The organism is Metabacillus halosaccharovorans, assembly GCF_002019635.1.
GTDB classification, from domain to species: Bacteria; Bacillota; Bacilli; order Bacillales; family Bacillaceae; genus Metabacillus; species Metabacillus halosaccharovorans.
Window position 1 is genome coordinate 1,416,240 of the sequence record NZ_KV917372.1, and the last position, 13,219, is coordinate 1,429,458.

Annotated in this window: 12 protein-coding genes; 5 read left to right on the forward strand and 7 right to left on the reverse strand. The window is 36.0% G+C overall.

The features are described from left to right. Positions 1-309: 309 nt before the first annotated feature. The 4 genes from BK577_RS21240 (at position 310) to BK577_RS21255 (ending at position 4,470) form a co-directional block, all read left to right on the forward strand. Positions 310-1,341, forward strand: a complete 1,032-nt coding sequence (locus BK577_RS21240; RefSeq protein WP_078435346.1) for a LacI family DNA-binding transcriptional regulator — start codon at positions 310-312, stop codon at positions 1,339-1,341. Positions 1,342-1,418: 77 nt separating this feature from the next. Beyond that, entirely contained in the window at positions 1,419-2,582 is a 1,164-nt protein-coding gene (locus BK577_RS21245; RefSeq protein ID WP_078434771.1) for a Gfo/Idh/MocA family protein, read from the forward strand. A gap of 35 nt (positions 2,583-2,617) precedes the next feature. Further along, positions 2,618-3,346 carry a ThuA domain-containing protein gene (locus BK577_RS21250; RefSeq protein ID WP_078434772.1) on the forward strand — a complete coding sequence of 243 codons (729 nt, stop codon included), beginning with the start codon at positions 2,618-2,620 and terminating at the stop codon, positions 3,344-3,346. Between the two features lie 26 nt (positions 3,347-3,372). After that, complete coding sequence (locus tag BK577_RS21255; protein WP_078434773.1) at positions 3,373-4,470, forward strand: Gfo/Idh/MocA family protein; 1,098 nt, start codon at positions 3,373-3,375, stop codon at positions 4,468-4,470. Positions 4,471-4,735: 265 nt separating this feature from the next. Here the strand turns inward: BK577_RS21255 and BK577_RS21260 are convergent, their stop codons facing one another. The 6 genes from BK577_RS21260 to BK577_RS21285 all read right to left on the reverse strand — a co-directional run bounded on the left by BK577_RS21260 (position 4,736) and on the right by BK577_RS21285 (position 11,622). Next, positions 4,736-5,770, reverse strand: coding sequence for a SepM family pheromone-processing serine protease (locus tag BK577_RS21260; protein ID WP_078434774.1), 1,035 nt, complete (start codon positions 5,768-5,770; stop codon positions 4,736-4,738). A gap of 107 nt (positions 5,771-5,877) precedes the next feature. Continuing rightward, positions 5,878-8,637 (reverse strand): hypothetical protein, encoded by a 2,760-nt coding sequence (locus BK577_RS21265; protein ID WP_078434775.1) that lies wholly within the window; start codon positions 8,635-8,637, stop codon positions 5,878-5,880. Between the two features lie 330 nt (positions 8,638-8,967). Continuing rightward, on the reverse strand, positions 8,968-9,453 hold the full coding sequence (locus BK577_RS21270) for a hypothetical protein (protein ID WP_425435979.1): 486 nt from the start codon (positions 9,451-9,453) through the stop codon (positions 8,968-8,970). A gap of 153 nt (positions 9,454-9,606) precedes the next feature. Next, positions 9,607-10,011, reverse strand: coding sequence for a DUF350 domain-containing protein (locus BK577_RS21275; protein WP_078435348.1), 405 nt, complete (start codon positions 10,009-10,011; stop codon positions 9,607-9,609). A gap of 4 nt (positions 10,012-10,015) precedes the next feature. Further along, positions 10,016-11,281 (reverse strand): glutathionylspermidine synthase family protein, encoded by a 1,266-nt coding sequence (locus BK577_RS21280; protein ID WP_078434776.1) that lies wholly within the window; start codon positions 11,279-11,281, stop codon positions 10,016-10,018. Further along, positions 11,281-11,622, reverse strand: coding sequence for a hypothetical protein (locus tag BK577_RS21285; RefSeq protein ID WP_078434777.1), 342 nt, complete (start codon positions 11,620-11,622; stop codon positions 11,281-11,283). The genes BK577_RS21280 and BK577_RS21285 overlap by 1 nt, the downstream gene beginning before the upstream one ends. A 119-nt stretch (positions 11,623-11,741) precedes the next feature. Between BK577_RS21285 and BK577_RS21290 the strand changes: the two genes are divergently transcribed. Next, a complete protein-coding gene (locus BK577_RS21290) occupies positions 11,742-12,182 on the forward strand; it encodes a hypothetical protein (protein WP_078434778.1) in 441 nt (146 codons plus the stop codon). A 65-nt stretch (positions 12,183-12,247) separates the two neighbouring features. Here the strand turns inward: BK577_RS21290 and BK577_RS21295 are convergent, their stop codons facing one another. Next, positions 12,248-13,162 carry an AEC family transporter gene (locus BK577_RS21295; protein WP_078434779.1) on the reverse strand — a complete coding sequence of 305 codons (915 nt, stop codon included), beginning with the start codon at positions 13,160-13,162 and terminating at the stop codon, positions 12,248-12,250. Between the last annotated feature and the right edge of the window lie 57 nt (positions 13,163-13,219).

Genomic DNA, 13,219 nt, shown 5'->3' on the forward strand with positions numbered 1-13,219 from the left:
TACATTTTCAGTATAAGCACTTAATTTTTATCTTTCAACACCTAATTTCCAAATCAGGTAAAATGGCCCATTTTTTATCAACTACAAAAAATAAACCTCTATACAAAGTACAGAGGCTCCTCAAGTTTTTCATATAGAAAGTATCAGGGGAGATACTGTCTTTTTCTACATTCCCTAATAAACAAAAAATAAACCTAAAAATATATAATTTTTTCTACTTTCAAGTAATTTCCTATTTTCATAGATTTCATATTGACATTTACTTCAAAACAAGAGAAAATGAACGCGTGTACATAATATGTTTTGGGGGTGAATACATTAGCTAATAGAAAAGATGTTGCCAGATTAGCAGGCGTTTCTGAAGCGACTGTTTCCCGGGTGTTCAACAATGTTTCTCCTCTGCGCGAAGAGACAAAACGTAAAGTACTTCAAGCTGCAAAAGAGCTTAATTATCACCCTAATGTCATTGCACAAAACTTTGCAAAGGGAAAAAGCCATAACATCGGTGTGATCGTTCCCTATTTACCAAAGGTGAATGTCATGTCCACTCATTATTTCTCAGAGTTAGTCAGTGGTATTGGTGCAAAACTTGGAGAATCTGGCTATGGCTTACTTTTACTTTTTCAAACTCCAGATGAGCGAAAAAATTATGTACAGCTTTTTCAATCACAACGTGTTGATGGATGCATTATTTTAGGTTCCAGTGATAATGCTGCAGAAATAAAAGCTATAGAAGAACTTCATCAATTACAATTACCTTATTGCCTTATTAACCAAACCTATTCCGGCTATTCCTTTCACACGATTGATGCAGATCATGTAGGTGGTAGTTTCCAAGCAACATCCTTTTTACTTGATAAAGGATTCCCACATGTTATTTTTATAAATGGACCAAAGGAATATTCAAATAGTCTTGACCGTTTCAAAGGTTATAAACAAGCTTTCGATAAAAGGAATGTGCAAATTTCTAAGGAATTCGTTTTCGAAGGTAATTATAGTCGAAAAAGCGGTTATCAAGCTGCTAAAGAAATTTCAAAGTTACTACCTATATCTAAAGCGATCTTTTCTGCAAATGACCGAATGGCAATTGGACTTATACAAGGCTTGGGTGAATTAGGGCTTCAAGCAGGCACAGATTATGCAATCATAGGCTATGATGATTCTGAAATTGCAAGAATGACATCACCTCCACTTACAACTGTAAGGGTTCCACTGTATGAAATGGGAAAACTGGCAGCAGAAAAAATATTAAATTTTATCACAGGTAACGAATCTGAACAACAAATTCGACTACCGGTAACATTAATTGAACGCAAATCAACCTCACTTGACATGTACTAGTACCAGATGATATCCGGCACTAGTACTGATCATAGATTTTAAAACCAATTCTATAAAACTTTTAAAGGGGATATGTTATGAACAATATTAAAGTTGGTATGATTGGCTATAAATTCATGGGGAAAGCTCATAGTCACGCATATCGTGACCTTCCACTTTTCTTCCCAAATACCGTTCATCCTGAAATGAAAGTAATTTGCGGACGTAATCCAGAGGGTGTTGCAGAAGCTGCCAAACAATTTGGCTGGGAGGAATACACAACTGACTGGAAGGAACTTATTCAACGCGATGATATCGATTTAATCGATATAAATGCACCGAGTGATGTACATAAGGAAATTACAATTGCCGCTGCAAAAGCAGGCAAGCATGTTTTTTGCGAAAAACCGTTAGCGCTTACACTTGAAGATTCCAGAGAAATGCTTGAGGTTGTTGAGGCTGCTGGTGTGAAGCATATGGTTGGCTTCAACTACCGTTTCGCTCCTGCCGTTATGCTTGCAAAAAAATTAATTGATGAAGGCAGGTTAGGTGATATCTATCATTTCCGTGCTTGGTTCTTACAAGATTGGTTAATCGATCCGAACTTCCCTCTTGCTTGGAGACTCCAAAAAAAAATCGCCGGTTCTGGTTCCCACGGAGATCTAGGAGCGCATTTAATTGACCTGGCACATTATTTGATAGGCGATATGACAGAAGTAATAGGTATGAGTGAAACGTTTATAAAGCAAAGACCTATTACAACAGGTACTTCCGGTTTATCCGCAGGGGGAAGTGATGAAAATGCTGAAAAAGGTGAGGTAACAGTTGATGATGCTACCTTATTCTTAACACGCTTCGCTAATGGTGCTTTAGGAAGCTTTGAAGCAACACGATATGCTGCAGGACATCGTTGTACGAATTCATTTGAAATCAACGGCAGTAAAGGAAGTGTTATCTTTGATTTTGAACGAATGAATGAACTTCAAGTATACTTCACAGATGATCGTGATGATGTTCAAGGATTCCGTCGTGTTCTAGCAACAGATCCGGCTCACGCATTTGCAGAAAACTGGTGGCCACCAGGTCACACAATTGGATATGAACACACATTTATTCATGAAGTAGTCGAATTAATGGAAGCGTTTAAAGAAGACCGTCAGCCTGTTCCAAACTTTCGTGATGGTGTGAAATGTCAACAAGTTTTAGAAGCTGTTGACCGCTCAATTGAAAAACGCCAATGGATTAAAGTGTCTGACGTTTAATATTTTTTACTTAACCTATTAAGGAGTGTTTAACTATGAAAAAAAATGCATTAATCGTTTGGGGCGGCTGGGACGGTCATGAACCGGAACAAATAAGTCAAATTTTTAAAGGAATTCTTGAAGAAGAAAATTTCAATGTAGAAGTATCTGATTCATTAAATTCTTACGCTGATCCGGAAAAATTAAAATCTTTAGACCTTATTGTTCCGCATTGGACAATGGGAGAAATAGAAAAAAAATATGTACTAAATATTTCAGAAGCTGTCATGAACGGTGTTGGCTTAGCAGGATGTCACGGCGGGATGTGTGACTCATTCCGAAATAATGTAGACTGGCAATTTATGACCGGCGGAAACTGGGTTGCACACCCTGGAAATGATGGTGTTGAATACATGGTGAACATCAAGCATTCAACAAGTCCGCTTTTAGAAGGACTTTCTGATTTTAAAGTCGTAAGTGAACAATACTATCTCCATTTCGATCCAGCTGTTGAAGTGTTAGCCACAACACGTTTCCCTGTTGTTGACGGACCTCATGCAGCAAATAAAGCAGTTGATATGCCAGTAGTCTGGACAAAACGCTGGGGACAAGGAAATGTTTTTTATAATTCATTAGGTCATAAAGCAAACATCGTCTCTATGCCTGAAGTTACACTCATGATGCGTCGCGGTTTCTTATGGGCAGCAGAAGGTAAACAACGTGCTGAAAGTTTAGCTGTTGCAGCAAATGGGCGTTCTTATACAGGTATGGGTGATAGTCAATAAATCTATTAAAATATGGAGGTTTGAATATGAAAAAGGTAAAAATCGGAATTATTGGGTGTGGAAATATCAGCTCTATCTACATGGAAAATTGTCAAAATTTTGAGCACCTTGAACTTGTAGCTTGTGCTGATCTAGATGTGGAACGTGCACAATCACAAGCAACAAAGTTTGGAATCCCAAAAGCATATACCGTTCAAGAGCTTCTTGAAGATTCTGATATTCAACTAGTGATCAACTTAACGATTCCAAAAGCACATGCAGCCGTATGTATTCAAGCTCTAGAAGCTGGCAAACATGTTTATACAGAAAAACCGCTTGCAGTCACACGTGAGGAAGGAAAGCAAATTTTAGAGACAGCAAAAAAACACAATCTCCTAGTTGGAAGCGCTCCAGACACGTTTTTAGGTGCAGGTATTCAAACCTCCGTCAAGCTTATTGAACAAGGCGAAATTGGTGTTCCAATCGGTGCTTCTGCCTTTATGATCAGCCGCGGCCATGAACATTGGCATCCAGATCCAGCCTTTTTCTATGATATTGGTGGCGGTCCGATGTTCGATATGGGACCATATTATTTAACTGCCCTTGTTTCGTTATTAGGACCTATTCAACGAATCTCAGGTTCTACCAGAATCAGTTATCCAGAGCGAATCGTTTCAAGTGAGCCAAAAGCTGGTGAAAAAATCAACGTACAAACACCAACCCATATTTCAGGTGTGATTGATTTTGCATCAGGAGCGGTTGGAACCATTACGACTAGCTTTGATGCAATGGGCGGCTCTTCACTTCCTCCTATTGAAATTTATGGAAGTGAAGGAACATTACTTGTACCAGATCCAAATACATTCGGTGGACCTGTTAAAATTCACAAAAAGGGTGAAAAGGAATTTGTAGAAGTCCCATTATCCTATGGATATGCCCAAAACAGCAGAGGACTGGGTGTAGCAGATATGGCAAACGCTATTCTAAACGGTGGGATATATCGTGCAAGCGGCGAACTTGCCTACCATGTATTAGAGGCTATGCACGGCTTCCATGATTCTTCTGATCAAGGAAAACATTATCAAATGGAAAGCACGTGTAAAAGACCTGATTCTTTAGATGTTGAGCAGGAAATTTCCCAGTAAGATCACTGTGTTGATAAGATTTAATTTCTTCAAAGTCCTTCAATGTTTAATGAAGGACTTTTTTCTTTTGTTTCTCACCAATTTTGTCCTTCATCCCCTTTATGAAAGACAGTTCCTTTTACTTTCTCACGAGCTTTGTCCTTCATTCCCTTTATGAAGGTCGTTTCCTGGTACCCTGTCCTTCATTGCATTTCGCCATAAATGACAAAAAAGCAGTCAGATGATTTATGTTCATCAGGCTGCCTTGCCTACTATAATGTATGTCCTACTTCTTCTCTTCTAACCCCTCCAAATACTCAACCGCTTCTGACAGAGTACCTACCGGGACAATTTTAACGTTATATCCATTATCCTCAGCTTGGGCAATAGCTTCCTTTTCATTTTGGTCAAGCCCGGTTAAGTCTTTTGGAGCAAAAAAGATGTCAGCTCCTTCTTCTTCAGCAGCGATAACTTTATGGGTGATACCACCAATTTGACCGACATTTCCGTTATGATCGATTGTTCCTGTACCTGCAATTTTGTATCCCTTTGTAAGGTCATCAGCTGTTAGTTGGTTTAGTATTTCTAATGAAAACATAAGTCCAGCTGACGGACCTCCTATATCTTCACTTGTGATGCTGACTGTTTTTGGGATTGTTGCGGTAAATTCCTCTTCAGGCGCAATTCCGATCCCTACTTTATCAGTAGACTCGTCTAACATGATAATGTCCACTGTTTTTTCAAGTTCTTCGTTTCCTCGTAAAACAGTTAGTGCTGCACGATCACCTACGTTTTTATTCTGTTGGATATAATCAATAAACTCAGGTGCTTCAACGATTTTGTTTCCATCTACACTTGTAATAATGTCGCCTACTTTCAGAATATCCTTTGCAGGTGAATCAGCTACAATACCTCTGACAAATATACCTTTATAATCGATTGTAACCTCTTCATCAGCGGCTCTAAAAGCTGCAACCAGTGCATTCTGCTGTGAATCCTTCATCATGAAATCTAACAATCTATTATACTCTGTATCTGATAGATCTCCTTTTACACTCTCTTCCTCCATAATATCTGTATTTGGTGCTATCAGACCATATGCTAATAAATAAGGGTTAGCTTTTATTTGTAGGACAGTTGTTAAGTGAAAACTTCCCTCTTCGTTATCATAACCATCCTCTACCTTGATAATCGGTGCCAATTCTTCCATTGGTCCTGGTTGATATAAATAATAGGGTGTTGGTATAAAAGCTATTATGACTAGTACTAGCAAGATGAGAATATATCTTTTTACTCTTGGTTTAAATGATTTTTTTGTCATGTGGTATCCGTGCTCCTAAAAATTTTTTCGTTATTTTTATTATAGTCCTTTCTACCTCTGTTTTGGCGAAAAAAAAGAGACGATATTAAAAATCGCCTCTTTTCCATTTATATTGAACGACTATATGCCTTCTTCGCTTGAAGAGTAAAGTCCTGCTGCAGAAGATTTACTTCAAAAAGTTTTAATGGATCATAGAAGACTTCAGGATTATCCCTCATATTCGCTAACTCTTCATTGCCGTTTTGAATAGTTTCTTTTGTTTCTATTATCGTGTTTTCAACCTCTTTAATCGGACCTTGAAAAAACGACGAAACATCTTGATTTAGTCCTTTTTCAAATAGTTCAAATGGCAGAAATAATTTATTAGCAATTGAATTAGTTACTTCTTCATACGATTCATTTTCAACATATTTTTTATATTGATTAAATAGCACGTGATTGCTTTGATTCATCGTACCGAATAGTTTTCCGGCACCTTTTAATATAAGCTGTGTTGGTTTATTTTTCAAAAGAATGTTTTCCTTTTCATAGCGAACACGGCCAGTCATTCTGGTTATATCACGGTTCCAGTCTTCTAATAACGAAAAATCACACTGCAGGGAAAGCTTCTTTTCTTCATAAATATCATTGAATGTGTCACTCATTTCGTTCAAGTATGATTGACTTTCAAGAAGCTCATCATGTGAAGCAGAAATCCATGTTTCAAGTTGATTAAATACTGTAGGCAGTAATTTATCTTCGACATAGTCCTGTATTTTTGCATTCATTTTTTCATTCAGAGTAATGTGAATTTGCTTGAAATCACTATCTTCTTTAATAAGAGCAGAGCTTTCTTTTAGTAGCTTAGGGATTGTCTCTGTTAATTCTGCTTTCGATACTTTTAATAATGTTTTATACGCAGAAATAACTGTGTCTACTTTTTCATACTGTAAATCTGATAACTTGTTTGTGAGACCCTTTAACCTAACTAATATATCTTCATTCCATTCAATCGAGTAGATGAGACCTTTTTCCATATCCACACGTTTTTGAAGGAGATCAGCTAGAACTTTTCTTATTAATGTTAAAATATTTGCTGTCCGTTTCTCCCTCTTCTCCTTTATTTCATACGGGAAATGAGTAGAAAGGAAGGCATTTAATTGACTTAATTGCTGTCCAAATGGATGTAATGAAGAATAAGGAAGAATTTCTGCTTCCGGATATATATCTGCAATTTTCGATTTGATCTCATTCATAACAGCTTGAGTATGAGCATCACTCGCAATTAAATCTACCTTATTTAAAATAAAATGAACCTTCACATCAGGTGCAAACTTTTTCAATTGATATAAAATATCACTTTCGTTTTCTGATAATGGTGATGATCCATCAAGAATGTAGAGTACTCCATCTGCCAATAAAGAAGTATTGAAGAGCTCATTGCGTGTTTCCTGATTTTTATGAATGGATGGTGAATCAATTAAGGCACATTGATGCTCATTCAAAAAGATACATGGTCTCTTTACTTGGAACAATGAGGATGGGTTCACTTCCATCTCTTTCACTAATTCCCTTTGATCTTCAAGATAGCGATGACCGCTACTTGTAATTTGACTCATTGTAAGTTCATCGTCATCATGCAGAACAACAAAAGCTGAACTTGAGCCTTTAAAGAATTTATCACCTAGTAGTGAATTAACAAAAGTTGTTTTTCCACTGCCTTCCTCACCCATAAGCAAAAAATGCTGTTTAATGTTCGAGTTGATTAATTCCTCTAACCACCAGCTCACTCGTTTATCTACTTCAAGTGAATGAGTTTCTGCCCAATTTTTTATCGTTTTGAACAACTGAAGTGCCTGCTCTGATCCATTTTGGTTATGTTCCACTTCAAAAATAACTTCCTCTGCTGTATACACAGCATCTTGAATAATCTGCCCAGGGAAGATTTCATTCCATGCAAGCACAGTAGCTGCAGGTGATAATGATGTTGCTCTTGTTGAAAGCTTTAACCAGCAAGCTAGCAAATGTGGAATAACTACTTGTAACTCTTTCAGATAATATCGACCATCTGTTAGTTCCTTAAATGTTTGTTCATAGAGTTCTACAATTTGATTCCAGTCTGCATCCTCTTTATATTCGACTGTTGAAAGAACCATTTCATTAATTGTTTGGATCCAATGAAGATATGAATTTTCTTTTTTATAGCTATCCCATAATGCTCCGATAAATGAAATAAGAGACGGCCTGCTAGCCTCATACATTGCGAGCAGTGCTTCCGCAAAATAATCCGGGCTAAAGATTTTGGTTTTACCTTCTTTTACATAAGAAGTCAATACTGAAAACCATTCTTCTTTTTGTGTACGTATCGCTTCTCTTACAGCTAACTTGACTGCATGTTCATCGTCGTTTTGTTCCTCATAAAAATCCCGTGCTGTCCTTGTTACCTCAGGATAGTCCGGGTCAATTATTACAGCCTTTTGAATCGTGTCATAGGCATGTTCAAGCTTTTCACGTTCTGTATATAAGAAAAATAACTTAAGAGTTACTTCACTTTGTAGTGTCAGTTCTTCTGTTTCAATAGAAGTATACATATCCTCAGCGGCAGAGAGTAACCCCAACTGATAATAGGCATCTCCAATATTCATTTTTGCCCAAGGTTCTAGTTCATTTTTAATATTTTCCCATTTAAAAATAGCTGTTTCGTAATCCTGTGCATGGAAATAGTATTCCCCTTGTGCATATCGTATGTATGACAAATCAAAGCTCTCTTCCCTGCTTTGTTCATCATAATACACCTGTCCCAGTTCATGTACAGTATGTTTTTCATCACGTTCTTGCAAATAGGTCCGATAAAATGTCTTTTCAATTAGCTGTTCTTCTCTCGTCATCGTCTTCCTCCTACAACCCCTCATATAGTGACTATTAATATATAGTTTATCTTATTATTAACTCCCCTGCACTTTATAACATGAAACATTAGAAAAACTTGGCTTGTCGCCAAGTCCTTATTGCGAAAGCCTTAGTTTTTCTTATACTATCATCCATAAAATTCATATACTTTCTGATAGTATTAGAAAAACTCGCCATCTGGCGAGCCTGAAAGGCAAAAAGTAGCATAGTTGCACTAATTAACTAACTATTCACTAAAAGAAAAACCAATCTCTTCATATAATAATACGCATAGAGGCTTGGTTTTATTAGGGTTTTTATAAAAATTTCTACTCTTTTTTTCTGCTATCAAGCTTCCTTAAAAAGTACATAATCAGTGCTCCAATCCCTAAGCCGGGAATTAAAGAGAGTATTGGAAAAAAAATAGGTCCGATAGATATTCCGTTGAATTTTACAATAGGTGCATACATAGTACCAACTGTAACAGTGTAAGCACTACAAACATAGGGTAAAAAAGAGTAACGGGGCATTTTTCCTTGTTCCGAATCCTTTACAGCATCCCACATGGCAAACATGTAAACACAAGGATAAAACATAAGCCATTGATAATTAAGTGTTTCAAAGGCTCTATCCATTTCTCCTAAGAAGCTAGACATTATCGCAGAATTAAAATGACTATTAACATTTATTAGAAATTCAAGAAAAATAAAGACAAAACCTTTTAATAATTTTTTATTAAGTATTTGAGCAAACCCAGGTAAGGCAATACTCCAAAGAATCGCTTCTGTTTTTGACGTCATCTGTATGCTTCCCATCATCATTTTTAAAGTAATCAATTACTTCCCTCGTTTTATTACTATTTACAATCACTTCCAAATCTATTCCAAAAGTGACCGTTTTTGATGAGTGGAATTTTGACAATTTTCGCTTACATATTGAAAAGCAGCATCCAAAAATACCCTATCTCTTTAATATGTCAAAGACGCAGCAATGATTAATCCTATTGAAACAGATAGAAAAAGTAAAAATAATCCAACTGCCTGATTATCATCATCGATTGCTTTTGTTATATTGAATTTTGGTGTTAAAAGTTCTGCGAGATAAAAAATAACAATCTGCATAATAATGGCAACACTGCCCCATACGACCATATCAAATACGTTGACAGAGTTTGCAATTGAGGAATACAAAACAATGGCTAAACCTAAAATACGTCCTCCAAATGCATAGACCGCAGCTTTATTCCCACTTTTAATTAGTTGCATTTCTTTATTTTTGGTTGTAATTTCAAATAAAATAATACCGACAAATAGAAGTACAATGGCTACACCAATATACGATAACGTTGCTAAAAACAAATCTAAAAATGTCATCTCTTTAATCCCTTCCTTCATGTTTTATACCAACTGGTAAAAAATAAGCATTATTATCTGTTATTTGATTTCCTGCTCTTAACCCGATTCCACTTGCTTGACCATTGATAAGAAAACTGCCAATTAACAACTTTGCTTCCTTATAACCGTCTACAGTTTTTATCATTTTAGTTGGAAGTTCAACATATTTTTGATATACAGGTAAAGATTCTTCATATGTTTTATGTTGATCTTCGTAAAGCTTTCTTTTTCCCTGAAAAACTGAAACCGTGTCACCTTCTCTTCCGAAACTTGGTTTTTTTACATACTTCCAATTATTTGTCACAAACGCCTCATCTTCTAGGTAAGTTGGTAAGAAATACTGTTTAATCCATTGTTTTTCATTATTTGTATAAAACGGATGATCAAGTTCCATCATTCCCCATATTACTGATTGAACCGCTTTAGATTGAAGAAGGAATGAAGAAATGGGATTTAACATTATTAATTTATTTGAACAAACTAATTCTAAAAGCTGAATGCCAATTGGATCACCTGCTTCATTACCAACATCTTCAATCAAATGCTCAACAGGATATGTTTGCCGATATAAGATATCAATTTTGTTTCCTTTATCATCAAACAATCCTACTCCTTTTTCGATGGTTAAATTATGCAGAGGCACATATTTTGCCTCAACATTTGCTACTTCCTTTAAATAATGGGTGGTATATTTATCTTCCTCATGGTCATCATGAGATGTGAACACTATTGTTGGTTCGCCTTTAAATTTCCCCCGATGTAATACTTCAGCTAAAGCCTTTCTCATCCCACTTCCTAATTTTTCAGCAAAACCGGCATTAGGATCACGAACACCAAACTCCTTACACATAAGACCATTTACTAGAAATACTTCTTTTTCAAATGTGGGTGTATCACTGTTAAGCTCAAGAACTTTTAATCCTTCATTTGTTTGGACCAGATCTATTCTAGATATAACAGATTCAATAGGTAGTGCTCTATGTCTGATAAAAGGTAGTATTTTTTGAGGAATATCCAATTGAAGCAATGTTTCATCAGGTAAGCTTCTTAATAAATGACCTGTTTTAAAGAAGATAGAACCAATTCGATTGGTTGCTTGTCGAATGTCGGCCACCTCTTGGTGTGACAAATAGGCAATATCATATAATGCGTATTCACTGTCATAAAGATCTTGCCAAAAAAAATCAATTGCTCCATATGCTTTTTTTCGTTTTATTTGATGATCAAATAAGTTGTAATTCTTTATCATTACCCACCAAATCCTCCGCTGGATCCTTTCCCAAATCCAGAGCTAGAACTGGCGGTTTTGCCTCCTCCTTTGAAAGAGCTGCTGGATTTATAGCTTTTATATGCTGAACTCGTCTTTAAGCTACTTTTCGTTGAGTAAAACCGTCCCCCATAAAAATAATGGCCGTAATGTGATGAATAGTCATCATCACACTCCCATACTCCCTCATCAGCTTCCCATTCCCAGTCATCGCAATCAGTGTCCTCTGGAACAGGTGGTAATGATTCGTTATTACCGCAACCAGCAGCTGTAATCATTGTTGCTGATATAATTCCTGTTAATAGCTTATTGGTTTTGCTCAAGTGTTAACCCTCCTTATAAACCTCAATACTTCAATATAGAAAAGATAAAAATGGAAAAAAACAGTCAATATCCACCTTTTATAGTATAGTAAAAATAATCATAACTTTGGAGGTTTATTATGAAAAAAAGTTATAAATTGGAATATCGATTAAATGATGAACGTAATCATTATCCAGCTATTTATCATTATTCGTTTTCAGATCCATATGAAATCTTTTGCCGTCGACTATGTGATTTCTTTATTAAAGAAAAAAAAGTCTACAAGCGTACCTCCTCAAGTCTTGAAGATGAATATTATGTGATTTATGTAGAAGAAGAAACTGATGAATATATTTTTGAACAAGCTGAGAGTTATACACATGTATCACTTGAAGTTAGAGAATATAATGAGTATAGTGTGTCACCACTAATCTTTACATATGATTTATATTCACATGAAGAAGCTTTATCCTTAATAGGTAATGATTATTTATGGATTGAAGAAGAAGAATATGAAAAAATTTCTGCAGAAATTGATGAAGACCGCTCAACATATGTACTTTATATGATTAGGACTTAAGTACAGGCTCCTTGAACATCTCGGTGGCTAGGCGCAACAATAAAGCAGCACTGTATGCTGCTTTTTTAACCATATATGACTTGTGACACGTATAAAACGATCGGTATTGTAATGACACTCAAAACTGTACTAAACAATGTTGCTGAAGAGACAAATTGTGGTTCTGTGTCATATTTTAACGCATACATTGTTGTATTCGCAGCTGTAGGCATTGCAGATAAAACAATCATGATTTGCTTTAATAAATCATCAATGGGCAAAATAAGTGTAAATGCAAATGCAATGACAGGTGATAAAAACAATCGAATTCCTAAAGATAATGATAATGGGGCTAAATCCAGTTTTTTAACTGATATTTTAGCTAACTGCATACCCAGGATAATCATAATTGTCGGTACAGCTGCATTCCCTACCATTGAAACGGCTTCCATAAATGTTCCTTCAATTGGTAGCTGAGAAAAATGAAAAACAATACCTAGCAGCGCTCCGTATACAATTGGAACTTTTACAACTTCTTTAAGCGCAATTTTTACTCCCCCACCATTTGGTGAACCTTTTGCTGCATAATAAATCCCAACGGTACACATTAATAATTGTTGAATAACCATTAAGATTACCGCATATCGCAACCCCGTTTCTCCGAAAGCAAAGAAAATCAGCGGCGTTCCATAGTTTCCGTTGTTCATAAATGCACTGGCAAGAATCATTCCACATGTCTTTTTCAGCGAATAGCGCTTCAAAAAAGCAATTCCATAGATGACTAAAATCAAACAAAAAGCTAGCCCAATTGTATAAATAGCCATCATAAGATAATCAAATGAAAAGTCTGTAGAATAAAATGTCTCAAAAGCAAGGAAGGGAAGCATTAAGTAAATGGCCATCATAGATAATGGCTTAGTATCAAATTTAAGTAACTTTTCCCCTACAAAACCTATGCCAAAAATAAAAAATATCGGGATTAGAACCACTACAAATTCCATTTGCTCACCTTTTCTACTAAAATATGTATAAAGTAATATTGCACATGTACTTAGGAT

What these genes read in the sequence shown, in the direction of transcription:
- BK577_RS21245 (WP_078434771.1), top strand. Translation starts at nt 1,419, where the DNA reads ATGAACAATATTAAAGTTGGTATGATTGGCTATAAATTCATGGGGAAA.
- BK577_RS21250 (WP_078434772.1), top strand. Translation starts at nt 2,618, where the DNA reads ATGAAAAAAAATGCATTAATCGTTTGGGGCGGCTGGGACGGTCATGAA.
- BK577_RS21255 (WP_078434773.1), top strand. Translation starts at nt 3,373, where the DNA reads ATGAAAAAGGTAAAAATCGGAATTATTGGGTGTGGAAATATCAGCTCT.
- BK577_RS21260 (WP_078434774.1), bottom strand. Translation starts at nt 5,770, where the DNA reads ATGACAAAAAAATCATTTAAACCAAGAGTAAAAAGATATATTCTCATC.
- BK577_RS21265 (WP_078434775.1), bottom strand. Translation starts at nt 8,637, where the DNA reads ATGACGAGAGAAGAACAGCTAATTGAAAAGACATTTTATCGGACCTAT.
- BK577_RS21270 (WP_425435979.1), bottom strand. Translation starts at nt 9,453, where the DNA reads ATGGGAAGCATACAGATGACGTCAAAAACAGAAGCGATTCTTTGGAGT.
- BK577_RS21275 (WP_078435348.1), bottom strand. Translation starts at nt 10,011, where the DNA reads ATGACATTTTTAGATTTGTTTTTAGCAACGTTATCGTATATTGGTGTA.
- BK577_RS21280 (WP_078434776.1), bottom strand. Translation starts at nt 11,281, where the DNA reads ATGATAAAGAATTACAACTTATTTGATCATCAAATAAAACGAAAAAAA.
- BK577_RS21290 (WP_078434778.1), top strand. Translation starts at nt 11,742, where the DNA reads ATGAAAAAAAGTTATAAATTGGAATATCGATTAAATGATGAACGTAAT.
- BK577_RS21295 (WP_078434779.1), bottom strand. Translation starts at nt 13,162, where the DNA reads ATGGAATTTGTAGTGGTTCTAATCCCGATATTTTTTATTTTTGGCATA.